The organism is Pseudorhizobium sp. NPDC055634 (assembly GCF_053618655.1).
Genome location: NZ_JBSHHW010000005.1, coordinates 310,161 through 334,616, shown reverse-complemented (window position 1 = coordinate 334,616; position 24,456 = coordinate 310,161). Strand labels below are relative to the sequence as shown.

Sequence of the window (24,456 nt, the reverse complement as noted above, 5' to 3'; positions counted from 1 at the left end):
CATGACCGGATTGCTTCTCCAGACAATTCTGAACGGCCTTATCATCGGCATGATCTACGGCATCATCGGATGCAGCCTCGCCATCATATACGGCACGATGAAGATCGTGAACTTCGCTCATGGCGAGTTTGTGATCAGCGGCAGCTACCTGACCTATGTCGTCCTGACGGTGTTCGCTCTTCCGATGGTATTCGCCGCGCCTGCCGTCATCCTGGTATTCGGCGTCGTCGGCGCTGCGGTCTACTTCCTGATCGTGCCGCGGCTGATGAAGAACGACGATTACGAACTGCCGTCCTTCCTCGCCATGTATGGCGTATCGCTCATCATAGGCTCGCTGCTTCTGCTGTTCTTCGAAGCGGATACGCGCTCTATCGATCTCGGCTTCACGCCAGCCTATGTGAAATTCGCAGGGCTGATCGTGCCGAAGGCGCGCCTCGTTGCATTGGCGTTCGGTATCGTGCTGATCGTGCTGATCTGGTGGATCCTGTACCGGACAATCTATGGCAAGGCGTTGCGCGCCACGATCATGAACCGTCCGGCCATGGCCGTAATCGGTCTACCCTACAAGCGGGTCACGGCGATCGCGTTTACCGTCTCCATCATCCTCGCGGGACTGACCGGCATCCTGACGGCTTTGGTCTTCCCCGCCTTCAATCCCTCGGGCGGAATGGAACTGACGCTGATCGCCTTCGTGGTGATCGTGATCGGAGGTCTGTCCAACCCCGTCGGGGCGATTCTCGGCGGCGTCCTTTTCGGACTGGTGGAGCAGTTGACCATCCTCTACGGCGGGCAGACGCTGGCCCAGATCATCAGCTATCTCGCGCTAATCGTGGTCGTTTACGTGCTGCCGCACGGCATAGCGGGAGGTCGCAGCGAATGAGCGAAGGGCTGAAAGTCAACAATATCCGTAAGGCATTCGGCGGGCTGGTGGCGCTCAACGGCGTCAGCTTCTCCGCGAAGCCCGGCACGATCACCGGCATCATCGGTGTGAACGGAGCCGGAAAGAGTACTCTTCTGAACTGCCTCTGCGGGCTCTACGCGGTTTCGTCGGGAGAGATCCTGCTGAACGGACGGGCTATCCACAATATGCCTGCCGACAGGGTGACGAGGCTGGGCGTGGGGCGCACTTTCCAGGTTCCGCGGCTGTTCAAGTCGCTGACCCTGACCGACAACATCGCCATCGGCGAAACGGGTCCGACCCGCCACGAAGAGATCGACCGTCTTCTGGAGCAGGTCCATCTCTACCGGCTACGGGACAACATGGCGAACGAGCTGTCCGGTGGACAGAAGAAGCTGATCGAGTTGTTGCGCATCCAGTATCATGATGCCGGACTCATCCTGTTGGACGAGCCATTCGCGGGCGTCCATCCCGACCTGATCAGGGTGTTTCTGGACCTGATCAAGGGGTTCCGCGAAGCCGGCAAGACCGTGCTGCTGATCAGCCACGATCTCACCTCGATCTACGAACTCAGCGATAACATCATCGCACTAAATCAGGGTGAGATCATCGCCGAGGGCGACGCCGGGGTCATCCAGAACTCGACGGCTGTCGTCGAGGCCTATCTGGGGGAGTGACATGACCGACACCATGCTTGAACTGCGTAATGTCAACGTCTCCTATTCGGGCGATATCACCATCCTGAAGGACTTGACGATAAAGGCCCAGAAGGGCCGCATCACCGGCGTGATCGGCCCGAACGGAGCGGGCAAGTCCACGGCGTTGAAGACCATGTACAGGATGCTGAATGTCGCCGCGGGAGACCTGCTCTATCAGGGCGAGACCATCACCCGCATCGACCAAACGGAATTGATCCGCCGCGGCATTGCCTTCGTCCCACAGAATCACAGCATTTTCGGCGGCTTGAGCGTTCGCGACAATCTCGTTCTCGGCGCGTGGAGCATCCGCCGCGACAAGGCGCGCATCCGGACGGCTATCGACCGCATTTATGAAATCTTTCCGATGCTGGCAGAAAAGGACAATGCCGCGGCCGGGACCTTGTCCGGCGGGCAGCAGCGGTTCCTGGAAATCGGCCGTTCGCTGATGACCGATCCACAGGTGATCCTGTTCGACGAGCCCAGCGCGATGATCGCCCCGAAATATTCAAAGCAGATCTATCAGTTCCTGACGTTAATGCGTGATCGCGGCAAGACGATCCTCCTGGTCGATCAGAACGTACGCCAGTGCGTCAACGTCGCGGACCATCTCTACGTACTGGAGCTTGGACGCAACAGGATCGACTGCCCCACTGCTGCGATGAACGGAAATGCGGAGATGACCGACCTCATCTCCGGTTGGATTGCGCACAAGGTAGACTGATAGAACCATGTCATGTCAGCAAAAAACACCGACGGCTCTTGAGGTTTCCGGAGCGATCCAGGCGCATAGGCAGAGCGTATCCGACGTGGTGGATATCTATCTGGCGCGTATCGAAATTGAAAACGGGTTCCATCATGCGTTCAAGTCGGTCTTTGCCGACGACGCCCGCCGTCAGGCGCGCGTTCTGGACGAGGAGCTTGCCGCCGGCAAATGGCGCGGCCCGTTGCATGGTGTTCCGGTCGCGGTGAAGGACAATATCGATATCGCGGGCCGGAAAACCACGGCAGGCTCGCTAGCGCGTGAGGTGACCGCGGCCATAGCAGATGCACCGGTGATCGAACGTCTGCGCGCCGCCGGCGCCGTCATCATCGGCCAGACCCATATGGTCGAATTCGCCTTTGGCGGTTGGGGCACCAACAGCGCCATGGGAACGCCGCGCAACCCGCTGGATCGGCTGCATCACCGTGTGCCGGGCGGATCATCCAGCGGTTCGGCGGTTGCCGTCGCGGCCGATCTTGCGCCGCTTGCTCTCGGCACAGACACCGGTGGCTCGGTTCGTATCCCTTCGGCAATGACCGGCCTGGTCGGGTTCAAGCCAAGCTGGGGACTGACGCCCGATGAAGGGCTGACGACGCTTTGCCGCCGGTTCGACGTGATCGGCCCGATGGCGCGCAATGTGGAGGACTGCTGGGCATTGTTCGACGTGATGACGGCGGCGTCCGGATCGGAAGCCCGCAAGCTCCCGGTTCTGGATCGGCCGCTGCGCATCGGCATCGCAGACCCGGTCGCATACGGCAGCTATTCGATGCGTGTGCTGACAGCCTTTTACGAGGTTTGCGATCTTCTGTCCCGCAGTGGCCTTCATCTGGCACCGTTTACCCTCCCGGTCGACGTCAGTGAGGTACTGGCCCGGACCGGCTGCCTGATCGGCCATGAAGCCGTGCGGGAATTCGGCGCAACATTGTCCTCCACGCCTGACGCGCTGGATCGGGGCGCCCATTACCGCCTCAGTGACGCCCGGCGCTTCACGCCGGACGATTACGAAAGGGAATGGGGCATTCGCAACCAGCGCTGTGCCGAGATGCTGCAGGCGATGACCAGCTTCGACGCCCTTCTTTTCCCGACCGTGCCGGTTTTGCCGCCACGTCTGGACGAAATCATCGAGCGCGCCATGCCGCTTGGCGATCTGACACGCGTTGTCAACTATCTCGACCTCTGCGCCATGGCTCTGCCCACCCAGCATACGCCGGAAGGCTTGCGCCACTCGTTGCAGGTGATCGGCCGCAAAGGCGGCGACAATCTGATCTTTGCGCTCTCGGCGGAGATAGAGCGCATTGTCGCCGACGCGGAAGGAGAGGTTTGTTGACCCCCATTTGCGATCTGCTCAAGAACTGCCGCAAGTACGGCGACCGGCCGGCATTGACCATCGGCGACCGGCATCTCTCCTATGCCGACCTTGGCGATGCGATTGCCGAACAGGCGCGACAACTTGCATCTCGGATGCAGCCCGGCGACCGGCTGGCGCTTCTCTGCTCGAATTCCCTAGAGTTCGTCACCCTGTCGCTCGCGGCCGAATCAATCGGCGTCATCCGGGTGCCGTTGAACATCAAATCGACTGCTGCCGAGATTGCCATGCTGCTGGAAGATTGCGATCCGGCGCTCGTGGTTTTCGAAGAGGAGACGCGAGCGCTCCTGTCGGAATCGCCCTCGGCAAAAGCGATGCCGGCAGTCGAGCTTTGCCGGTCCAGCCTCTCCGCGCCGCCGCCGGCCCCTCCGGCTGCAATGGAACGCTGCTCCATAACCTATACGTCCGGCTCGACCGGCAGGCCAAAGGGCGTGGTGCTCACCCATTCGAACTGGCATTATGTCTTCGTCAATATGCTGATCGACCGCGAGATTGGGTCGACGGATACGATCGCCTTCATCGGACCATTGACGCACGCGGGCTGGAGCTATCTGTATGCGGGGCTTCTCCGTGGCGCGCAGGCGGTGGTGTTCGCCGCCGGTGATGTCGAAAGCATGCTCGCGCATGCGATGAAGCAGGAAATCCATATTGTCACATGCGTTCCGACGACGCTTTCGCGTATCGTCGCGCAAACGGAGCCGGGGCATCCCTTGCGCCGTAGCCTGAAATGGATCGGCGTCGGCGGTGCGCCGACCAGTCCGGCGCTTCTTGAACGGGCAATGGAAGCGTTCGGTCGCCGTATCGTGCTGAATTTCGGCCAAACCGAAGCGATGATGACCTGCGCCTTCTACGACTTTGCCCGCGAGCCCGACCGCCGCGACGCTGCCGGCTTCATCGGTCGTCCCTATGTCTTCTCGGATATCGCGATCGCCGGAACGGACGGACAGCCGCTGCCGCTCGGTGAGGTCGGTGAGATCTGCGTTCGCGGAGCTCATACGATGCTGGAATATTGGGGCCAGCCCCAACTGACGGCAACGACTTATCGAGACGGTTATATTCTGACCGGCGATCTCGGTGTCGAGGAAGAGCCGGGTCTCTTCCGCATTGTCGGCCGTGCCAAGGAAGTCATCATATCGGGCGGCTTCAACATCTATCCACAGGAAGTCGAATCTGCCGTCGCCGCGCTGGAAAGCGTGGAGGAAGTCGCGGTGTTGGGCATGCCCTGTGAGGAGTGGGGGGAGAAGGTCGTGTGCTTCTTCTCGACCACGCACGGTCGGCCGATCAGCGCCGAAGTCTTGAAGTCGGCGGTGAAGCCGCGGCTCGGCATCAAGACGCCGAAGGTCTTTCATCACATGCCGGTCCTGCCGAAGGCGGGGACGGGCAAGATCGACAAGAAGGCGCTGAAACTGTGGGCGGAGGAAAAGCGATGACGCGCGTTTTCGTTACTGCCATGGCGCGTACGCCATTCGGCAAGTTCCGCGGCATGCTTTCAGGCTCGGATTCGATCGATCTCGGAGCGGCACTACTGAACGAACTCGTCCGCCGCGATGGCGGCGGTCAGGCGGTGGATGTCGTCTTTGGCGGTTCTGGTCTCCTCGCTGGAAACTACCTGACCAGCCTCCGCCAGATGCTGATTCGTTCGAGCCTCCCCAACAACACCGTTTCGCTCGCTGTGGATCGCGCCTGCTGCACCGGGATGACGGCCGTCTCGGCGGGCTTCTCGCACATCAAGGCAGGCGGCGGCGTAAAGGCCATGATTGCCGGCGTCGAGAGCCTTTCAACGACGCCGGTGCTGATGTCGCGCGGTAACGATCGCCGCATCGCCAGCATGACCGCCACGGATCCATTGCTGCTTTCGGGCCTTGTGTCGCCGAAGACCATCGCCCAGTACACGTCCGAAGAGGCGCTGAAATACGGCGTTTCACGAGAGATGCAGGATGACTGGGCGTTTGGCAGCCACCAGAAATATTTCGAGGGGCTAGGCCGCGGCATTCACGAAGGACAGTTGTTCGCACTGCCGCATCTGGCCCTGCCCAATCTGCGAGACGAAGGGCCGCGTTCGAATTCGGATCGGGCGAAACTGGCGCAACTGCCCACCGTAAACGGCAGCAGCACGATCACTGCCGGCAATGCGCCGGGACTTTCGGACGGCGCTGCCGGCATGGTTCTGATGGAGGAGGCGGCCATGACGAGCGATGGCATCGACCCTCTGTGCGAAATCCTCGACTGGATACAGGTCGCCGGCGACATTCAAGAGGGCACGTCGGTGCCGCAGCAGGCCCTATCGCGCCTTATACGGCGCAACGAGCTCAAGCTGGAAGACATTGCGCTGTTCGAAATCAACGAGGCGTTTGCCGCCACACCCTTGGTCAGCATGCGTCTTCTCGCCAAGGATCTCGGCGTCGATGAAACGGCCTTGCATTCCAGAACAAATCTCTATGGCGGCTCCGTGGCGATCGGCCACCCGCTTGGAGCGTCGGGCGTCAGGGTGGTGATGCAGGCGATATCTATCCTTCGCCAACGCGGCGGGGGCCTGGCGCTTTGCGCCATATGCGGGGGGTTCGGTCAGGGTGAAGCGGTCCTGATCAGGGTCTGACCCAAACAACAAGCAACGGGAGAACGAAAATGGCAGGAAAACATCTTTTTGGTATGGCGGCTCTGGCCGCCTCACTGGTAGGCCTCAGCGTACAGGCGCAGGACGCCGAGCCGCTCAAGGTCGGCATCACCGTATCAAACAGCGGCGCGTTCATGCTGGCCTCGCAATCGGGCGAGCGCGGCGTTCGTATCTGGGTCGATGACGTCAACCGCCGCGGCGGCCTCGATTTCGACGGCCAGAAGCGCAAGGTGGAACTCGTCGAGCTTGACGATCGCAGCGACAAGCAGATGGTGCCGCGCGTCTACGAAACGTTGATCTCGGACAACGATGTAGACGTTCTCATCGCTCCCTTCGGATCGACATTGACCAGCGTGGCTGCCACCGTGGCGGAGCGCAACGACAAGTTCATGATCTCGTGGTCGGCTTCGTCGGACGGCATCTACGAGCAGGGCTTGAAGAATATCGTGTCCGCTGTCGTGCCGTCGTCCCTGATCCCCGGCACCAACCTGCGCCTGCTCAAGGACGCCGGCGTCAAGAAGATCGCCATCGTCTATGTCGATGAGGCCTTCCCCGCCAGCCTTGCCGAAGCGGCCAACGAAGAAGCCGTCAAGATGGGCTTCGAGGTGGTCATGAACGAGACCTATCAGAAGGGCACCAAAGACTTCTCGGTCATCTTGCAGAAGGCCAAGGCCCTTGGCGCCGAAGCGTTTTATCCGCACAGCTACGAGGTCGACAGCATCCTGATGGTCAGGCAGATGAACGAACTCGATATCAAGTTCGACAACGTCTACATGATGTACGGATCGACGCCTCAGTTCATGGAACTGGGCAAGGCGGCTGAATACATCACCAGCCATACCCAGTATGATCCGGCCGTGACCTGGGCCATTACCGATGGTCTTCAGAACGACGTCTTCGTCGCGCGCTACAAGGAACTCTTCCCGACGGTGTCCTATTCGGAAGACTTCCAGACCGTGCTTGCTTATGGAGCCGGCGTTGCGCTGGAACGCTTGCTCGGCGAAGCGAACTCGACGGAGCCTGCGAAGCTAAAACAGGCGGCGCTCGACCTCAGCGGCAAGATCACCACCATCAGCGGCAAGTTCGCTATCGACGAAACGGGAAAGCAGGTCGGCATGGAAGCCGTTGTGCTACAGAACCAGCCGGGTAAGGGTCTCGTTCCTGTCGCCCCGCCGGAAGTGGCTAGCGAAAAGCTGATCTATCCGATCCCGCAATAAGCCGGAGCAAGGCCTATGGCCGTGAACAAACCCTCTCAATTTTCGGCGGTCAACAAGGGAGCGGCGCGTTATGCGCTGCTCCTCGATTGTCTGGCGGATCACTATCCAGGCATGCTGAGCCTTGCCGAGATAGGTCGGCTGACCAACCTGCCGAAGCCTACCGCGTTTCGCCTGATGAAAGCGCTGCAGGAGGTGGGCTTCGTCTCTTACGATACAGAGCAGGAGGTCTATGTGCTCGGCGGCAAGATGATGGAACTTGGCGCCAAGGCGCTCGCCCAGAATTTTGCCGTGATCGCGCGGCCGTCGCTGATACGCATAGCCGACGAGACCCGCGACACCGCTTTCGGTGTGCTGGCCGAAAACGATCATATGCAATGCCTGGTGCGGATCACTGGGACCTATCCGCTACGAACTCTTTCGCTGGATGTCGGAGATATCTGGCCGCTTGGCATCGGCGCGGCTGGCATGGCGTTACTGGCGGCACATGACGACGATTTCATTGAACGATACCTGGAAAGTCACCTGTCGCTGGTCGCCAATTTTTCGCCGCTGACCGCGGAAACGGCGCGGGAACGGGTAAGGCGCACGCGCGACGAGGGTTATGCCATGAGCGAGGGCGAGTTGCTTTCCGGCATGTCGGCAATGGGGGTGGCGATCCGATTTCCGGGAACGGGAAGACCGATGGGCGCGATCAGCGTCGCCGCTCTTTCGGCAAGGCTGGACAAGCCAAGGCGTTTGGAGGTTGCCGGGTTGTTGCAGCGCGAGGCGAAGGTGATCACCAGCACGCTATCTTCGCGGGGATCGGCTGTTACAGAGGAAGACGGACGTTGAGGATCGATCTTTCAGGCAGACATGCGCTCGTGATCGGCGGCGGTGTGATCGACGGGGGCAATGGAATAGGGCAGGCGATTTGCTGTAGTTTCGCCGCCTGCGGTGCGTCTGTCATCGTTGCGGATCGCAATGTGGAAGCCGCCGAGGTAACCTGGAAGCGCATTCGCGACGCCGGCGGCCGGGCCGAGGTCATGGTGCTGGACGTCACCGATACGGCGGCGACCGAGGCCTCGATTGCGGACCGGGCGATCGATGTCCTTCATTATAATGTCGGGATCGGCTTCGCTTCCGAGACCCAATCGCTGCAATCCGACCGGTTTACTTCCGTGCTCGACGCCAATCTCGTTGGATTGCACAGCGCGGTTCGTGCGGTCCTGCCCGGGATGCGAGAGCGTCGCAGGGGCGTGATGCTTGCGACCAGCTCGGTCTGGGCGCATCGGCATCTCGGATATCCGCATAGTTTCTACGCCGCCTCTAAGGCCGGCATGGAGCATTTCATCCGGCTGATCGCCCAGGAGAACGCGCCCTTTGGCATCCGTGCGAACTCGATCGCGCCGGGCTTCATCGATACGCCGCGTATCCGGCAGAACCTGGCCCGGTCGTATGGCGAGAGTAGTTTTGACGAAATCATCGCTCGCCGCGCCGGGCAAGTCCCTCTTGGACGTCTCGGCAAGCCCGAGGAGGTCGCATCCATGGCGGCCTTTCTAGCCTCCGACCTTGCTGCTTATGTTACCGGCGGCGCCTTTCCGGTCGACGGCGGCCTGATTGGCGCGGCGATCGCATCCTGAAAAACAACGGCGACAAATCAAGGGAGAGAGAGATGAGGATCGGTTTCCTTGGGGCGGGCAAGATGGGACTTCCGATTTGCTGGAATATCGCGCGCAAGCTGGAACAGTCCGTTCTCGTACATGATTTGCAGCCGCCGAATTTGCCGCCCGAAGCGCAGGCCGCCGAGCATCTCCTGCGCTTTGCAGCGGACATGGCCGAGCTGAAGGACTGCGATGTTGTCGTACTGTGCCTGCCCGACAGCAAAGCCGTTTCGACGGTGGTCGAGGGACGAGAAGAGAAGCCGGGCCTGATTGACATCCTGCGGCCTGGCTGCTCGATCGTCGACAGCGGCTCCTCGATACCTTCGGAGACGCTTCGTCTGGCGGAGTGCCTCGCCGATCGCGGAATCACGCTGAACGATGCCCCGGTATCGGGCGGTCTCGCGCGGGCCTGGAAGGCGGAATTGACCGTCATGGCCGGCGGCGTCGCCGACGATAATCCGGTCCTGCCGGTACTGGAGGCGTTTGCGAGCAAGATCGTCCGTTTGGAAAACGTCGGGGATGGCCATGTGATGAAAGCCGCCAACAACTACCTTCTGGCGGCCAATATCGTAAGCTTTGCCGAAGCCTTGCGCTTCGCCCGCACGGCCGGCATTTCTTTCGAGAAGTTTGGCGAAGTGGTGAACAGTTCGAGCGGCGCCAGCTATGTTTCGGCCAACAAGCTGGAAACGGTGCGGCGCAACGATGACAGCGTCAGCTTCACCTCGGCGCTCATAGCCAAGGACGTGCGCAACTTCATCGATAGCTGCGATCGCCTGGGGCTCTCGCTGCCGATGGTCGGCCATGTTCTGGAAGCTTGGGAGACCGCCATCGAAGCCGTGGGCGGCGAGGTCGACAGCATGAAAATCTATCACAGTATCGGCCATGGCAGGCCCACCGGAACTTGAGGAGAATACCATGTCGCTTGTCCATATCCGCAAGAAAAGCCTGACAATCGAGACCATCTATCACGAAATGGGGCCGGCGCCGGCTGTTCCGTTGAAGATGGCCGCCGCCTGCGCAGTCGTCGCCAATCCCTATGCTGGGACCTATTGCGAAGACCTGCTCCCCTTCATGGCAGAACTGCGCGGTCTCGGACATGAACTAGCCATAGACCTCCTCGATGCACTTGGTGGCAAGGACCAGGTGGAAGTTTACTCCAAAGCGGCTATCGTTGGACTGAACGGGGAAATGGAGCACGGCGCGGTATGGCATGAGGCTGGCGGATGGGCCATGCGGGAAGTTTTAGCCCAGCCGAAGGCAATCGTTCCGGCCAACAAGGCCGTCGCTCAAGCAGGATATCGCATCATGGTGCCGGTGCATTATATGCACGCTTGCTACGTCCGCAGTCATTTCAACAGCATGGAAATAGGCATACAGGACGCGCCCAAGCCGAATGAGATTCTCTTCGCGCTGGTGATGGGAACAGGCGGGCGCCTTAATCCGAGACTCGGTGGGCTAGCACTGGAAAGGGTGAAAGGCGAGGATGGTCAGCGTTAGCAAAAAAAGCCACTAGCTTGAACCAGTCACAACGTCGCGCACCGATTTGAGAGGGGCAGGGCCGGAACCTTGTCGCACGGTGGGATGATTTCGATGCGGCAGCTCCCCACCTTAGATTGCGACTTCGGGTTTGCGCCTCCATACCAGTCTTTAAAGCAGCGCGGCTGACTACCCAGAAGCTGCCATTTGTCTGTCGGTGAGACAGGCGACAAAATCGGTCTGTACAGCCTGGTATATCTAAGGGAGTGGTGGATGCGCATCTTGCCGATCTGATGGTTCTTCTGGACGTCGCCCAACGCCGACCCTTCGGTTGTCTCAAGAACGAGAAGCTCACCGTCAGCTTCTATGGGGCCGTGACAGACGGTACAGATCGGCTGCGTGATGCGGCAGGTGCTGACGCTGCGGAGATTCTCTCTAATCGCGTCAACACAGACTGTGCAACCTTCTTCGGCAGCGTCCGGGCGCTATTTGGCCTGTGATCATGCTGAGGTTACTCCGCCTTGCTTAGCGAGGCGGAGTAATGCAAAAGCAAAATCATGATCGGCCTTGAAAATCCCATGCACAATTCGACCTATGCTGCTGATACGAGCTGGCGGATGTCTGGGTGTTGTGCGCCCGGAGGCGCAATGAATTACCGCAAAGGGCCGACGCCGTCATGGCGCTAAAGCGCCACAAGCGGTCATGAGACAGGCTACGCGGCTGCCTCAAGGAAGGTCGCGCGGAGGTTGTCGTTAATCTTCTCAAGGAAGGCGGTCGTCGAGAGCCACGGCTGGTCGGGACCGATGAGAAGGGCGAGGTCCTTCGTCATGAAGCCGGATTCGACCGTCTCGATGCAGACGCGCTCGAGCGTCGAGGAGAACCGCGCAAGGGCGGCATTGTCGTCGAGCTTCGCACGGTGTGCGAGGCCGCGGGTCCAGGCGAAGATCGACGCGATCGAGTTGGTCGAGGTCTCCTGGCCCTTCTGGTGCTGGCGGTAGTGGCGGGTCACCGTGCCGTGGGCGGCTTCGGCTTCCACCGTCTGGCCGTCCGGCGTCATCAGGACCGAGGTCATCAGGCCGAGCGAGCCGAAGCCCTGCGCGACGATGTCGGACTGGACGTCGCCGTCATAGTTCTTGCAGGCCCAGACGTAGCCGCCGGACCACTTCAGGGCTGCCGCGACCATGTCGTCGATCAGGCGGTGCTCGTACCAGATCTTCTTGGCTTCGTACTGTTCCTTGAACTCGGCGTCGTAGATCTCCTGGAAGATATCCTTGAAGCGGCCGTCATAGGCCTTCAGGATGGTGTTCTTCGTGGAGAGGTAGCAGGGAACGCCGCGCATCAGGGCGTAGTTCAGCGAAGCGCGGGCGAAGTCGCGGATCGAATCGTCGAGGTTGTACATCGCCATCGCGACGCCGGCCGACGGAGCGTCGAACACGTCGTGCTCGATCGTCTGGCCGTCCTCGCCGACGAACTTGATCGTCAGCTTGCCCTTGCCGGGGAACTTGAAGTCGGTGGCGCGGTACTGGTCGCCGAAGGCGTGGCGGCCGACGATGATCGGCTGCGTCCAGCCCGGGACGAGGCGCGGCACGTTCTTCATGATGATCGGCTCGCGGAAGATCACGCCGCCGAGGATGTTGCGGATCGTGCCGTTCGGGCTCTTCCACATCTTCTTGAGGCCGAATTCCTCGACGCGGCCTTCGTCGGCGGTAATCGTCGCGCACTTGATGCCGACGCCATGCTTCTTGATCGCATGGGCAGCGTCGATCGTGATCTGGTCGTCGGTCTCGTCGCGCTTCTGGATGCTCAGATCAAAGTATTTGAGATCGATGTCCAGATAGGGGTGGATCAGCTTGTCCTTGATGAATTGCCAGATGATACGGGTCATCTCGTCGCCATCGAGTTCGACGACCGGATTGGCGACCTTGATCTTATGCATGTAGTCCTCCCAATGGTGACGGCCCTCCGCCGCCACGTGTTCAGCGCATGTCGCGCATGTGGCTTTCGACGCTGCGAAGATGACGCCGCATCGCGTCGGCTGCAGCTGCGCCGTCGCGATCCGCGATCGCTTCGACGATCTGTTCGTGTTCGGCAAAGCTGTGATGGTCCGCGGGCGGGCGAACGGGGGTCTGGCGCAACCTGCCCCAGGTGACGGCCCGACGCACGGCATTCAGCGTGTCAAGGAGCCCAAGCAGCAGTGAGTTCTGCGAGGCCTCACCGATCGTACGGTGCAGGCGGTTGTCCCATTGCTCATATTGCCGCCATGTCGGTGCCTGCTGTGCCTTGATCATGCAGTTGCGGATCTCGGCAATCTGAGCGCCCGTCGCATTGAGGGCAGCACAGCGCGTTACCTCGGGTTCGAATGCAATTCGTGCTCCCATAACCTCAAGCGGATTGGTGCGCTGGACCATGGCGTGGATGTCGGCAACCGTATCGATAGGGCGGTCACCAACGAAGGTACCCTTGCCGACATGTCGCCAAACCGTGCCTTCCGCCTGCAAGGTCGCGAGCGCCTTGCGCAGTACGGCGCGGCCGACATCCAGCGATTGAGCCAGCTCCCGCTCCGGCGGGAGGCGCCCATCGTCCGGTAGCTCTGCGGTGGCAAGGAAGCCCTTAAGCTTAGCCAGCACTTCCATTTCCAAGTTCTGATCCATTTCGAAACCAATATCTCAATTGGTTGATGGATAGCTGGCATGTGTTGCGGTGTCAATACGCGGGCGTGTTCTTGTTGGGAGGAGTGTCTGCATACGATAACGCCAGGGTATTAATGTCTATTTTTGAGGAGAGCGAGTGGATTCCGCCTTCTTCCGCCTCCGCCCAACGGAGGCGAAAGAAGAAATTGGTTGACAGAAAGCTGAGTTAATAGATGATTGGTTTGTAATTGGGTTCTGGGGAGGGCCCAATAAAGGGAGGAACGAAATGAATATGTTTGCCAGGAAGATCCGGGCGTCGGTGTCTGTCGCCGCCCTCTGCTTTGCTGTTGCTGTGCCAGGCTTCGCCTGGGCAGATCCCATGCGCGTCGCCTTCGGCGACATCGCAACGGTGGAATCGCTTCATCTCCTTGCGGCCTTCGAGCGCGCCAAGGAAAACGGCGTCGATGTCCAGATCACCTATCTGAAGAGTGAGGATATTGCAGCACAGGCAGTCGTCAGCGGCCAGGCCGATATCGGCGTGGGAGCGCCATATGCCCTGCTTCAGAAGGTGAAGGCGCCGATCCGCATCTTCATGCAGTTGAGCAAGCTGCAGTTCTATCCGGTGGTCAATACCGAATTCTACAAGGAGTGGAAGGATCTTGATGGCCAGGAGGTCGCGGTCCATTCGCGTGGATCCGGCACCGAGGCGATCATGCAACTGATGGCCGGCAAGAACGGCATCAAGTATTCCAGCATAGCTTACGTTCCAGGCGCTGAAGTGCGCACGGGTGCACTGCTGCAGGGTAACGTGAAGGCGACGATCGTGGACTCGTCTGGAAAGCGCGTGCTGGAGGATAAGGCGCCCGGCAAGTTCGCGTTCCTGCCGCTCGGCGAGGTCGCCGCAACGGATGAGGCGCTCTTTGCAAACACGGACTATCTTGCCGCCAATACCAAGGACGTGGAGATACTCATCGAGGCGATCCTAACAACTTGGCGGGAAGTGGCTGCGGATCCGAAGTCGGTCGCGGCGCTGAAGGAAAAGTACAATCTTCTTCCCGACGCCACACCCGAAATGGTCGCCGATATCGAGCCATATTTCACGGAGGCCGCGCCGAACATGCCGCTCAATGGAGGGGGTGAAGATGCTGCGCGCGATGACTTCGATTTCTACACGATTTCCGGGGCGCTTGAAGGGGAAGCAAAGGACCTGAAGGTGGAAGACTTCTGGGACCTTACGGCGCTCAACAATGTGCTCTCGAGGGTCGGTACGAAGTAAGATGCAGATGTCAATTTCGCCAGCAAAAATCGATAACGGGATCGGAGCCTCGCAAGAGGTTCCACCCACCACCGCCGAGATGATCCGGAAATTCGCCGACGAGCGGCGGTCGTTCTGGATTGTCGTATCGCTCGCAGTACTCTTCGCTTCCTGGGAGATCGCGGGACGGATCCCGATCAGCTTCGCGTTTCCGACCTTTCTCGAAACCCTTTCTGCCTTCGGCGAGATGGTTGCGGACGGCAGCATGCACCGGGCCTACTTCCTGACACTGCAGCCGCTGGTCCTCGGTGTCGTGATTTCGGCGGCCGTCGGGATCGGTCTCGGCGTCGCAATGGGGCTTTCCGACAAAGCGGAGTGGCTGCTGGCACCTGTGTTCATCGTCCTCCAGGCAGCTCCGATGGCTGCGCTTGTTCCGCTTGTCACCTTCGTCTACGGGATCGGCCTGACGGCGAAGACGCTCGCGGTCATCATGCTGGCCCTGCCGGTCATCGTGCTGAATTCCTACAAGGCTGTGCGGCACGTTAATCCCTCGCTGGTGGACATGTGCCGCTCCTTCCAGGGCTCGCGCATGCAGCAGATCTTCAAGATCATCATTCCCGACGCATCTCCTGTTCTGTTTGCTGGCCTTCGCCTCGGCATCGCCGCAGGGTTCATCGGCGTTATGCTGGCAGAACTGCTGATTACGCCTACTGGTATCGGCGACCTCATCACCTACCACCGTTCGGTTGCCAACTATGCGCACATGTATGCGGCAGTTGCTTCGATCATTGCTGTCTCGACATTGACGCTTGCGGGCCTGCAATACGTGGAAATCCATCTGCTGCGTCCTGAGAAGAGGAGAAAGTGACATGGCCAATCCTGCTTTGGCACGTAGCGGCAGCGTGACTTCCGCCACCAGTAACGATGCGGTCGTTCAAGTCCGCGAGATCTGCAAGAACTACGGCGACGTCGAAGCGCTCCGCGGCATCAATCTCGAATTCGAGCGTGGCAAGCTCACGACGCTGCTGGGCCCTTCAGGTTGCGGAAAAACAACACTGCTCAAGATCATCGCCGGCCTCGTCCCCGCTACCTCCGGTGAAATCCGCGTGAATGGACGTGTCGTGACAGGCCCCGGCCCGGAACGGGCCTTCGTCTTCCAGGATTTCGCGTTGATGCCCTGGGCGACCGTAATTCGCAATGTCCGCTTCGGCCTCGAACTGAAGGGTGTGCCGGCAGCGGAGCGAGACCGGACGGCTCGACGTTATATCGAGCAGGTGGGGCTTTCGGGTTTCGAGCAGAAGTACCCGCATGAACTCTCCGGCGGCATGCGCCAGCGCGTGGGGATTGCCCGAGCCTTCGCGGTAAATGCCGACGTGCTTCTGCTGGATGAGCCCTTCTCCGCTGTCGATGAGCAGAATCGCCGTAAGTTCCAGGAGGATCTGCTGCGTCTGGTCGAGCTCGAGAAGAAGACGTTCATCTTCGTGACTCACTCCATCGAAGAGGCAGTCTATGTCTCGGACCGGATCGTTCTCCTGTCTCCTCGGCCGGGCCGCGTTTCCCAAGTTATCGATCCGATGATCGATCGCAGTGCTTCCCCGGATGATATTCGCCGCGATGCCAGCTACCTCGACGTAGTTGAGGAGATCTGGCAGGGGTTGCGGCAATATGCGGAGTGATGCGCCATGACCTTATTCGGCACACGCATTCCCATGATGGCGTCTCTGCTTTTCTGGTTGCTTGTCTGGGAAATCGTCGGGCAACTCGACGTCATGTTCCTAATCCCACCGTTCACCTCCATCGTCAGCGCGGGATTCGGACTTATCCAAACCGGCTCCTGGCAAAGCGCATCGATGATTACGCTGCGCTCTTTCCTGTACGGCATGGCCCTTGCAATCGTCGTTGGCGTGCCGCTTGGGGTCCTCATGGGACGCTTCAAGGTTATCGACAACATCTTCGGCCTGTGGGTGAACATGTTCGTCAGCGCTCCGCTGTCGGCGCTGGTGCCCATTCTTATGATCCTGTTCGGAATGGGAGAGACGACGGTCGTCGTTACCGTGTTCCTGTTCGCCGTCTGGATTATCGTTCTGGATGCACGAGCCGGGGTCATGCAGGTCCCGACATCGCTCATCGAGATGGGGCGCAGTTACGGCGCATCCCGATGGACCATCTTCACCAAGATTATCCTTCTCTCAGCGCTGCCAGAAATACTGGCCGGCATCCGGATCGGTCTAATCCGAGGTGTCAAGGGGGTGGTCATCGGCCAGATCCTGGTCTCCATCATCGGCTATGGAGAGCTTTTCGAACTCTACTCGAGAAGCTTCGACATGGAGCGGTTCTGGGCTCTTACCATGCTTCTCTTCGCGGCAGCTATGCTGTTGTCCGCCGGAGTCGAATACTTTGAAAAACGCATCGAATACTACGCAGGAGCGCGATAATGAACGAAATGCCTCAACTCAAGAACTACGTCATCAAGCCGGCGCCGGTGCCGACGCTGGCGGTCGCGGGAAGCGATGCGCTCTTCCCCATCCACCGCATCTACTGCGTCGGCCGCAACTTCGCCGACCATGCCATCGAGATGGGCCATGATCCCAACAAGGAGCCGCCCTTCTTCTTCCAGAAGAACCCGGACACCGTTGTTCCGCTAGGCCAGGACTTTCCCTACCCGACGGAAACCAGCGACGTTCATCATGAGATCGAGCTGGTCGTGGGACTGCAGAAGGGCGGCACCAACATCCCGGTCGAGAAAGCACTCGACCACGTCTACGGCTATGCCGTCGGCCTCGACATGACCCGCCGCGATCTGCAGGGAGAGGCAAAGAAGCTTGGACGCCCGTGGGAAACCGGCAAGGCGTTTGAGGCATCGGCGCCGTGCGGGCCCCTGCATCCTGTCAGCGAGGTCGGGCATCCGACGGAAGGGGAGGTCTGGCTGAAGGTGAATGGTGAGACGCGCCAGAACGGCGACCTCAACCAGATGATCTGGAAGGTGCCTGAGATGATTTCCTACCTGTCGCGCCTGTTCGAACTGAAGGCAGGCGACCTGATCTTTGCGGGAACCCCAGCGGGCGTTGGCGCGGTCGTCAAGGGCGACGAAATGGTAGGCTACGTGGCCGGCGTCGGCGAGATCCGCTTCCGGGTCAGCTGACCGCGCGGGCGCACATCCAATGGACAGGGTGCGCTTCGCACACCCTGTCCCTCAAAGAGCCCTTTCGGGCACCATCACCTCATTTTCCGGACACGCCATGCCCGCATCGATCATGCTGCTGACTTCGTTTGCCCTCGTCCTCGGTTTGGTGGGATGCGTGTCCGGCTTTCTGGCCGGCCTCCTGGGGATCGGCGGCGGGATTGTCGTCGTGCCGGTCCTCTACCATGTGCTTGCGGCATTCGATGTCGACGTGGCCCTGCGCGCGCACATAGCCGTTGGGACATCGCTGGCAACGATCATCCCCACATCGGTTCAGTCCATCCGCGCTCACAAGGCGAAGGGGGCGGTCGATACGGAGCTTCTGAAGCTCTGGGGCCCATTCGTCGGCCTTGGCGTCCTTTGCGGCGTTGTGGTCGCAGGTTATGCCTCTGGGTCGCTGCTGACTGCCGTCTTCGGGGTCGTTGCAGCATTGGTGGCGCTCTACATGCTGTTCACACGTGAAGGCTGGCATCCGGTCAAGGGGCTACCCGGCCGTCCCGGGCAGGCAGGCATGGCGACGGCTATAGGCACAATCTCGACGCTCATGGGGATCGGCGGCGGCACCTTGACGGTTCCCACGCTGAGCATCTTCAGCTACCCCGTCAGAAGGGCCGTCGGCACCGCCTCGGTGATCGGACTGATCATCGCGGTGCCCGGGACGGTTGGCTACATCTTGAATGGCTGGGGCAGGGCCGGCCTGCCCGCGTTCTCGCTGGGTTATGTGAATCTGGGAGGGATGATCGCCATCGTCGTGACCAGCATGTGGTTCGCTCCACTGGGTGCTCGCACCGCGCATTCGATCGAGCCACGCATTCTGCGCATCCTCTTCGGCGCCTTCCTCACGGTCACGGCCACCAAGATGTTGTTCGATAGCTACCGCCTGTTGTTCTAGGAGTACGGACTTTGAGTGGTACATGCGGATTGATGTCCCTAGATTTCTCTCGGTTGACGGGGCCGGCAGTGACTACGACCGTGATTCGGCCGAGCTGAGCGTGGAGCGGAACCGCATTTTTGAGCGCTCGACGTGGCGGAAAAACGCCTCCTGCGCGTGTTCGCGATTGCCGGAGGCGAGCGCATCGACCATTTCGCGGTGCTCGCGGTTAGAGACCGATAGACCGCCTGCCTGGACAAGGCCGCGGGCACGCGCAAGGTGCAGCTTGTTGACGAAAACCCTTGTATTCCCTGACCAGTGTGTTGTTGCCGGTGGAGGTGACGAGATAGTCGTGGAATGCCAAGTTGACGGGATATTAATCGTCGAAGTTCTTGCTGGCCGCGATCTCGTCCATCTGGTCGAGGAAACACTGAGCTTGGCCAGCATCTGATCGTTGACGAGATCGGCGAGCAGGCGTCCGGCAAGGCCGAAGATCGCCGCACGGACGTCGTAGATTTCAAGTGCCTCCGCTGGCGAACCCGAGCGCACAAAGACGCCGCGGTCGCGGATGCTCTTGACGAGGCCCTTGGCCTGGAGGCTCCGTGTCGCCTCCCGCGGGGGCCCACGGGCTGGTGCCGAAGCGGGTCGAAATCTGGATCTCGTTCAGCCCATCCAATACAAGAAGCTGCTCCAGCGCGCCATTGATCGAGAGAGATAAAAATATGTCCGGACTGTCGTTCCAGGATGTAGTACAGGATTGTCGTACAACAACATCAAGTGAGCGCGATATCCAAGCTTCTTCAAGGGCTTGAAAACGGCAGAAACCTTAGCTGGGAATCCAGGCGCCCCAGCCAAGACTTCCTTTCCAGGCCAGCAATCCAGGTCCTTCACGCTGCCGTCTGGTCAGGCCGGGATCTGCGGGATGTCTCGAGGAAGCCGGCTATGAAATCGACGGTGTCGTCGCCATCCCGCAAGCCGAGATGGATGCTTTTCTGGATGCCGGTCTTACCCATCCGGACCGGGCGGACCCCAAGTGCGGCCGCTTCCCGATGCACAAGCCAGTTCGGAACAGCGCTGACCCCGCGGCCTGCCCCCACGAGTTGAAGCATCATTTCGGTGGTTTCGACACTGCGGTGATGGCGGGGGCGGGAATTGGCGGGCACCAGAAACTGCGTGAAGACATCCAGCCGCTCCGCCGGTACCGGATAGGTAAACAGCGTCTCCTCCACGAGGTCCGCGGGCTCGGCATGGCGTTTTTGCGCCAGCGGATGATCGGCCGGAACGGCGAGCACAAGTTCGTAGTCGAACACCGGCAGGTAATGGATGCCGGGTGCCTCGATCGGATCCGGCGTGATCAGAATGTCGATCTCGTATCCGCTCACCGCCGCCACACCGCCGAATGCGAACGATGTCGTCAGGTCGAGGTCAACGTCCGGCCAGTCGAGGAGATAGGGTCTCGTGACGCCCATCAGCCATTGATGACAGGGATGGCATTCCATGCCGATCTTGAGGAAGCCGCGCTTGCCGCGGCGATAATCCGACAGGACACCCTCGGCCCTTTCGATCTGCGGGAGAACACGTTGCGCCAGCCTCACGATGTAGCGGCCGGCCTCGGTGAGGCGGAGGTTGCGGCCATCCTTCTCCCACATGGCGACGCCACAGCGTTCCTCCAGCTTGCGGATCGTGTGGCTGAGCGCGGACTGGGACACGTTCAGCCGCTCGGCCGCAGCAGTCAGGCTGCCCAGGCGATCGACTTCGTGCAAGATCGACAGATGTTGCCTGTCCAGCATGGTCTACACGCCCCTCTTGCCGCTCGGCAGAACGTCTGCCGGGGAGATGTCGCGAACCGGGACGGGCCGATGATCTTCGGCGACCGCCACCATGGTGAAATGTCCGGTGGCAGTGATATGCCTCTCGCCGGTGAGGAGGTTTTCGGACCAGAGCTTCGTTTCGATCAGCATCGACTGCGGCCCACGCGCTCGACACGCGCTTCCGCCTCGACGATTTCACCGATCTCGATTGCCCTGGCGAAATCGATGCGTTCTGACGAGGCGAGGACCACCAGCTTACCGCAGTAGCGGGACGCGACGACGAAGGCTGCCTTGGTCATGTAGGCGATTGCCTCGCCCCCGAACATCCGGCCGACGCTGTTCGCCTGATCCGGAAATACGATCTCGACCATGGCAACGCCATCGCTCCTGCGGGACGCCTCCTCAGGAGGCAGTTCGGGCAAGACACGGTGCCTGGCGTCTTCGCCCTCGGGTATGGCGACCATGTTGAAAATGCCGCGTGTACAGGTGTGCCGCTGCCGACCGACAATGGTTTCCGCCACCATCTCGACCTCGACGGTCAACGAGCGACGACCGGCCTTGATAGGTCTTGCCGTGAAAACGACGATGTGCCCCATGCGGGCCGGCTGCCTGAAATCGATACGCTCGCAGGACGCGGTCACGAAAGGCATCCGTCCGAACCGGGTCGCCGCGATGAAGGCTACCCGATCCATGAGGGCGAGCCCGGCTCCCCCGAAGAGGGTGCCGTGATGGTTGGTATCGCCGGGGAAAACGATGTCGACGAGACAGGTGCTCGATCCCGGCCGGGCAGGAATTGTTTCGGGGGAAATCTCGGTCATGGGCCCTGCCATCGCGTTGCGGCCGGGCGATGGGATGACGCAGAGACGACGGCACGGGAGGCCTGTCGCGAAAGCGGCACTCCGGGACACCCCGCCCGTGGACGTTATCTATCGCGGCAGGTCTCCTGGCTTGCGGGTCTTCGCTCCGGTCCGTCTTCCCGAGGCATGGCCTCAGTGACTTGGATGGACTTTCGCTCGCCGCTTACAGTTGCGGGGGCAGCTTCGGCCTCAGGCAGAGCCTTCACCGAATTCCCTCTTAGCTCCGGACTTTCGCCCGCAGAACCACGATGACGCACCAATGTCGCATGTCGCCTAAGCGGTCAAGGCGTCTCCGTTCGACATGGCACGCGGGGATGTGCGGGGTTCTTCGCGCTTCCGCCGTTTCTCAGGCTGGCGGAGAGGCTTCGATGTTCATGTCCAATGATGAACACGGCTCATGCTTGGGTGAGAGAATACCAATTTTTCCCGATCAACGGCTCAGGCATACAGCAGGCCCGGCTCTCGACGACCGGGAGCATTGAACTGCTGACCGATGGAACCGATGAGGTTCGATCTCGGAACGAGGACGCCAGATCGCGATGAGCCAGGACTTCACCTTCATCATTAAGAGCATCCCGTTCGATGAGGATTACTGCCCGTCGGAGAATACCCGGATTACGACCAACTTCGCCAATCTGGCCCGAGGCGAGAACCGGAAGGACAATCTCCGCAATGCCCTGCGAATGATCGACAACCGGTTCAACGCGCTCGCGCACCAGAATAATCCGAAGGGCGATCGTTATACCGTAGAACTCGAAATCGTTTCCGTCGGAATGGTCGTCGAAGCTGGGGCCCGGAGCGATCCGTTCCCTCTCATCGAAATCCTGAAGACGACGATCCGCGACCGGAAAACCGGCGAACGGATCGAGGGCATCGTCGGAAACAACCTCTCCTCCTATGTCCGGGATTATGACTTCAGCGTCGTTCTGCCTGAGCACAACAAGGGGCGGCCCGCTTTCGATACGCCAGAGGATTTCGGCGAACTGCACGGAAAGCTGTTCAAATGTTTCCTGAATTCGGAAGCCTACAAGGAGCAGTTCAGCAAGCCGCCGGTCATATGCCTGAGCGCCTCGTGCAGCAGGACATATCACCGCACGGAAAACCAGCACCCCGTGCTGGGGGCCGAGTACGTCCAGAACGAATTCTCGTCGACCGACCAGTACTTCGCAAAAATGGGACTGAAGGTGCGGTTCTTCATGCCGCCGAACAGCGTTGCGCCTCTTGCATTCTATTTTGCCGGCGATCTGCTCGCGGACTACACCGATCTCGAACTTATCAGCACCATCAGCACGATGGAGACGTTTCAGAAGATCTACCGCCCCGAGATCTACAACGCAAATTCTGCGGCAGCAGCCTGCTACCAGCCAAGCCTCAAGCATCAGGACTATTCAGTGACCCGGATCGTCTATGATCGCGAAGAGCGTAGCCGGCTGGCCTTCGAGCAGGCAAGATTTGCCGAAGAGAAATTCATCAAGCCATACAGGGCCGTTCTCGAGCAGTGGTCTGCAAACTACGCCCTCTGACGAACCGAAAACACAAGGTGCCTATCATGAAGACATTGTTGCCCACGTCGACCGCCGGCAGCTTGCCGAAACCCTCCTGGCTCGCGCCGCCCGAGAGGCTCTGGTCACCCTGGAAGCTGCGGGACGAAGAACTGATCGAAGGCAAGCGTGATGCCCTGCGCCTGGCGCTCGACGATCAGCGACAGGCAGGTATCGATATCGTCAGCGATGGCGAGCAGACCCGCCAGCATTTTGTCACGACATTCATCGAACACCTCGCCGGCGTCGATTTTGAAAAACGTCAGACCGTCAGGATTCGCAATCGGTACGATGCGAGTGTTCCAACGGTCGTTGGCGCAGTGTCGCGGCAGAAACCGGTTTTTGTCGAAGACGCCAAATTTCTACGCCAGCAGACGACGCGGCCGATCAAATGGGCCCTGCCGGGTCCTATGACCATGATCGACACGCTCTATGACGCGCACTACGGGAGCCGGGAAAAGCTCGCCTGGGAATTCGCAGCAATTCTCAATGAGGAGGCCCGGGAACTGGAAGCCGCCGGCGTCGACATCATCCAGTTCGATGAACCGGCCTTCAATGTCTTCTTTGACGATGTCAATGATTGGGGTGTTGCAACCCTGGAAAGGGCGATCGAAGGCCTGAAGTGCGAAACCGCCGTGCATATCTGCTACGGATACGGCGTCAAGGCAAATACCGACTGGAAGAAGACCCTTGGGTCGGAATGGCGGCAATACGAGGAGTCCTTCCCGAAGCTGCAGCAGTCCGGTATCGACCTGATCTCGCTGGAATGCCACAACTCGCATGTCCCCATCGATCTGATCGAACTCCTTCGCGGGAAGAAGGTGATGGTGGGCGCCATCGACGTGGCAAGCGATACAATCGAGACGCCGGAAGAAGTTGCCGAAACGCTTCGCAAAGCCCTTCAGTTCGTCGATGCCGACAAGCTCTATCCCTGCACCAACTGCGGTATGGCCCCCCTGTCTCGCCAGGTCGCCAGAGGCAAGCTTGCTGCTCTGGGAGCAGGTGCCGAAATTGTCCGTCGAGAGCTTTCGGCCTAGGCGCGGCCCGCGGCGGGAGGCCGACGTGAATATAGCGAACGACCGATTTGAAGCCGTGGACAAAGCCACGTTTCGCAACGGCATGTCGCGTCTCGGGTCGGCGGTGAATGTCGTTACTACCATATGCGGTGGCCGACGTTTCGGTTTCACGGCTTCGGCGGTGTGCAGCGTCAGCGACACACCGCCGACGCTTCTCGTCTGCATCAATCGTGGAAGCTCCTGTTTTCGTGCGTTCGAGAAAACCCGTCATTTCGGCGTCAACACGTTGATGCCGGGGCAGGAGGACATATCGGATGCTTTTGGCGGAAGGACGGTCTTGCAGGACAGGTTCGAGCTTGGCGAATGGGGCTGCGGCACTACCGGCATCCCGATCCTCTCGAACGCATCGGTGAGCTTTGAATGCGAGGTCACCAATTCCATCGACGAGGCGACCCACCGCATCTTCTTCGGACGCGTCATTGAAATGCGTGAGAACGAAAATCAGGCAGCGCTGCTTTATTGCATGCGGCGCTACCTCGGCCATCCGCGATGACGCCGTTCGTGGTCCCTGACGACATCGCACTTGGCCAAGCGGTGGCGAGGCCTTTCCATGCCTGAGTCGGAG

General features: G+C 60.2%; 27 protein-coding genes and 1 riboswitch. Of the genes, 21 read left to right on the top strand and 6 right to left on the bottom strand.

Going from position 1 to position 24,456, the window contains the following annotated elements:
• Position 1 precedes the first annotated feature (1 nt).
• The 12 genes from ACWGPT_RS11255 to ACWGPT_RS11200 all read left to right on the top strand — a co-directional run bounded on the left by ACWGPT_RS11255 (position 2) and on the right by ACWGPT_RS11200 (position 11,169).
• Positions 2–880 (top strand): branched-chain amino acid ABC transporter permease, encoded by an 879-nt coding sequence (locus ACWGPT_RS11255; RefSeq protein WP_452605684.1) that lies wholly within the window; start codon positions 2–4, stop codon positions 878–880.
• Positions 877–1,575, top strand: coding sequence for an ABC transporter ATP-binding protein (locus ACWGPT_RS11250; protein WP_452605683.1), 699 nt, complete (start codon positions 877–879; stop codon positions 1,573–1,575). Before ACWGPT_RS11255 ends, ACWGPT_RS11250 begins: the two co-directional genes overlap by 4 nt.
• Position 1,576: 1 nt before the next feature.
• On the top strand, positions 1,577–2,317 hold the full coding sequence (locus ACWGPT_RS11245) for an ABC transporter ATP-binding protein (RefSeq protein WP_452605682.1): 741 nt from the start codon (positions 1,577–1,579) through the stop codon (positions 2,315–2,317).
• An 85-nt stretch (positions 2,318–2,402) separates the two neighbouring features.
• On the top strand, positions 2,403–3,683 hold the full coding sequence (locus ACWGPT_RS11240) for an amidase (RefSeq protein WP_452605681.1): 1,281 nt from the start codon (positions 2,403–2,405) through the stop codon (positions 3,681–3,683).
• A complete protein-coding gene (locus ACWGPT_RS11235) occupies positions 3,677–5,152 on the top strand; it encodes a class I adenylate-forming enzyme family protein (RefSeq protein WP_452605680.1) in 1,476 nt (491 codons plus the stop codon). The genes ACWGPT_RS11240 and ACWGPT_RS11235 overlap by 7 nt, the downstream gene beginning before the upstream one ends.
• The gene (locus tag ACWGPT_RS11230) at positions 5,149–6,318 is read left to right on the top strand and encodes a thiolase family protein (protein WP_452605679.1); all 1,170 of its coding nucleotides are present in this window, start codon (positions 5,149–5,151) and stop codon (positions 6,316–6,318) included. The genes ACWGPT_RS11235 and ACWGPT_RS11230 overlap by 4 nt, the downstream gene beginning before the upstream one ends.
• Positions 6,319–6,347: 29 nt before the next feature.
• The gene (locus tag ACWGPT_RS11225) at positions 6,348–7,553 is read left to right on the top strand and encodes an amino acid ABC transporter substrate-binding protein (RefSeq protein WP_452605678.1); all 1,206 of its coding nucleotides are present in this window, start codon (positions 6,348–6,350) and stop codon (positions 7,551–7,553) included.
• A 15-nt stretch (positions 7,554–7,568) separates the two neighbouring features.
• Positions 7,569–8,384, top strand: a complete 816-nt coding sequence (locus ACWGPT_RS11220) for an IclR family transcriptional regulator (RefSeq protein WP_452605677.1) — start codon at positions 7,569–7,571, stop codon at positions 8,382–8,384.
• On the top strand, positions 8,381–9,172 hold the full coding sequence (locus tag ACWGPT_RS11215) for an SDR family NAD(P)-dependent oxidoreductase (RefSeq protein ID WP_452605676.1): 792 nt from the start codon (positions 8,381–8,383) through the stop codon (positions 9,170–9,172). Before ACWGPT_RS11220 ends, ACWGPT_RS11215 begins: the two co-directional genes overlap by 4 nt.
• 32 nt (positions 9,173–9,204) lie before the next feature.
• On the top strand, positions 9,205–10,098 hold the full coding sequence (locus ACWGPT_RS11210) for an NAD(P)-dependent oxidoreductase (RefSeq protein ID WP_452605675.1): 894 nt from the start codon (positions 9,205–9,207) through the stop codon (positions 10,096–10,098).
• A 10-nt stretch (positions 10,099–10,108) separates the two neighbouring features.
• A complete protein-coding gene (locus tag ACWGPT_RS11205) occupies positions 10,109–10,690 on the top strand; it encodes an amino acid synthesis family protein (protein ID WP_452605674.1) in 582 nt (193 codons plus the stop codon).
• A gap of 248 nt (positions 10,691–10,938) precedes the next feature.
• Positions 10,939–11,169, top strand: a complete 231-nt coding sequence (locus ACWGPT_RS11200) for a hypothetical protein (protein WP_452605673.1) — start codon at positions 10,939–10,941, stop codon at positions 11,167–11,169.
• Between the two features lie 212 nt (positions 11,170–11,381).
• On the opposite strand, the gene ACWGPT_RS11195 is transcribed toward ACWGPT_RS11200, so the two are convergent.
• Complete coding sequence (locus ACWGPT_RS11195) at positions 11,382–12,605, bottom strand: NADP-dependent isocitrate dehydrogenase (protein ID WP_452605672.1); 1,224 nt, start codon at positions 12,603–12,605, stop codon at positions 11,382–11,384.
• A gap of 40 nt (positions 12,606–12,645) precedes the next feature.
• Entirely contained in the window at positions 12,646–13,320 is a 675-nt protein-coding gene (locus tag ACWGPT_RS11190; RefSeq protein ID WP_452605671.1) for a FadR/GntR family transcriptional regulator, read from the bottom strand.
• A 265-nt stretch (positions 13,321–13,585) separates the two neighbouring features.
• Here ACWGPT_RS11190 and ACWGPT_RS11185 point away from each other — a divergent pair, with 265 nt between their 5' ends.
• From ACWGPT_RS11185 to ACWGPT_RS11160, 6 genes are all read left to right on the top strand, one after another.
• On the top strand, positions 13,586–14,575 hold the full coding sequence (locus ACWGPT_RS11185; protein WP_452605670.1) for an ABC transporter substrate-binding protein: 990 nt from the start codon (positions 13,586–13,588) through the stop codon (positions 14,573–14,575).
• A gap of 1 nt (position 14,576) precedes the next feature.
• Positions 14,577–15,422 carry an ABC transporter permease gene (locus ACWGPT_RS11180; protein ID WP_452605669.1) on the top strand — a complete coding sequence of 282 codons (846 nt, stop codon included), beginning with the start codon at positions 14,577–14,579 and terminating at the stop codon, positions 15,420–15,422.
• A gap of 1 nt (position 15,423) precedes the next feature.
• Complete coding sequence (locus tag ACWGPT_RS11175; RefSeq protein ID WP_452605668.1) at positions 15,424–16,230, top strand: ABC transporter ATP-binding protein; 807 nt, start codon at positions 15,424–15,426, stop codon at positions 16,228–16,230.
• A gap of 6 nt (positions 16,231–16,236) precedes the next feature.
• A complete protein-coding gene (locus tag ACWGPT_RS11170; RefSeq protein ID WP_452605667.1) occupies positions 16,237–16,989 on the top strand; it encodes an ABC transporter permease in 753 nt (250 codons plus the stop codon).
• The gene (locus ACWGPT_RS11165; RefSeq protein ID WP_452605666.1) at positions 16,989–17,696 is read left to right on the top strand and encodes a fumarylacetoacetate hydrolase family protein; all 708 of its coding nucleotides are present in this window, start codon (positions 16,989–16,991) and stop codon (positions 17,694–17,696) included. Before ACWGPT_RS11170 ends, ACWGPT_RS11165 begins: the two co-directional genes overlap by 1 nt.
• 97 nt (positions 17,697–17,793) lie before the next feature.
• Positions 17,794–18,627, top strand: a complete 834-nt coding sequence (locus tag ACWGPT_RS11160; RefSeq protein ID WP_452605665.1) for a sulfite exporter TauE/SafE family protein — start codon at positions 17,794–17,796, stop codon at positions 18,625–18,627.
• 72 nt (positions 18,628–18,699) lie between these two features.
• Here ACWGPT_RS11160 and ACWGPT_RS11155 read toward each other — a convergent pair whose 3' ends face one another.
• From ACWGPT_RS11155 to ACWGPT_RS11140, 4 genes are all read right to left on the bottom strand, one after another.
• Positions 18,700–19,155: an FCD domain-containing protein gene (locus ACWGPT_RS11155; protein WP_452605664.1), complete on the bottom strand. Its 456-nt coding sequence runs from the start codon at positions 19,153–19,155 to the stop codon at positions 18,700–18,702.
• Between the two features lie 338 nt (positions 19,156–19,493).
• On the bottom strand, positions 19,494–20,396 hold the full coding sequence (locus ACWGPT_RS11150) for a LysR family transcriptional regulator (protein WP_452605663.1): 903 nt from the start codon (positions 20,394–20,396) through the stop codon (positions 19,494–19,496).
• Positions 20,397–20,399: 3 nt separating this feature from the next.
• Positions 20,400–20,567: a hypothetical protein gene (locus tag ACWGPT_RS11145; RefSeq protein ID WP_452605662.1), complete on the bottom strand. Its 168-nt coding sequence runs from the start codon at positions 20,565–20,567 to the stop codon at positions 20,400–20,402.
• The gene (locus ACWGPT_RS11140) at positions 20,561–21,235 is read right to left on the bottom strand and encodes an acyl-CoA thioesterase (protein WP_452605661.1); all 675 of its coding nucleotides are present in this window, start codon (positions 21,233–21,235) and stop codon (positions 20,561–20,563) included. The genes ACWGPT_RS11145 and ACWGPT_RS11140 overlap by 7 nt, the downstream gene beginning before the upstream one ends.
• Before the next feature lie 98 nt (positions 21,236–21,333).
• Positions 21,334–21,537, bottom strand: a riboswitch (cobalamin riboswitch).
• Positions 21,538–21,813: 276 nt separating this feature from the next.
• Between ACWGPT_RS11140 and ACWGPT_RS11135 the strand changes: the two genes are divergently transcribed.
• From ACWGPT_RS11135 to ACWGPT_RS11125, 3 genes are read left to right on the top strand one after another with little or no spacing between them, the layout of a single operon-like run.
• Positions 21,814–22,797: a DUF1852 domain-containing protein gene (locus tag ACWGPT_RS11135; protein ID WP_452605660.1), complete on the top strand. Its 984-nt coding sequence runs from the start codon at positions 21,814–21,816 to the stop codon at positions 22,795–22,797.
• 26 nt (positions 22,798–22,823) lie between these two features.
• The gene (locus tag ACWGPT_RS11130) at positions 22,824–23,852 is read left to right on the top strand and encodes a methionine synthase (protein ID WP_452605659.1); all 1,029 of its coding nucleotides are present in this window, start codon (positions 22,824–22,826) and stop codon (positions 23,850–23,852) included.
• A 25-nt stretch (positions 23,853–23,877) separates the two neighbouring features.
• Positions 23,878–24,384 carry a flavin reductase gene (locus ACWGPT_RS11125; RefSeq protein ID WP_452605658.1) on the top strand — a complete coding sequence of 169 codons (507 nt, stop codon included), beginning with the start codon at positions 23,878–23,880 and terminating at the stop codon, positions 24,382–24,384.
• The last annotated feature ends 72 nt before the right edge of the window (positions 24,385–24,456 follow it).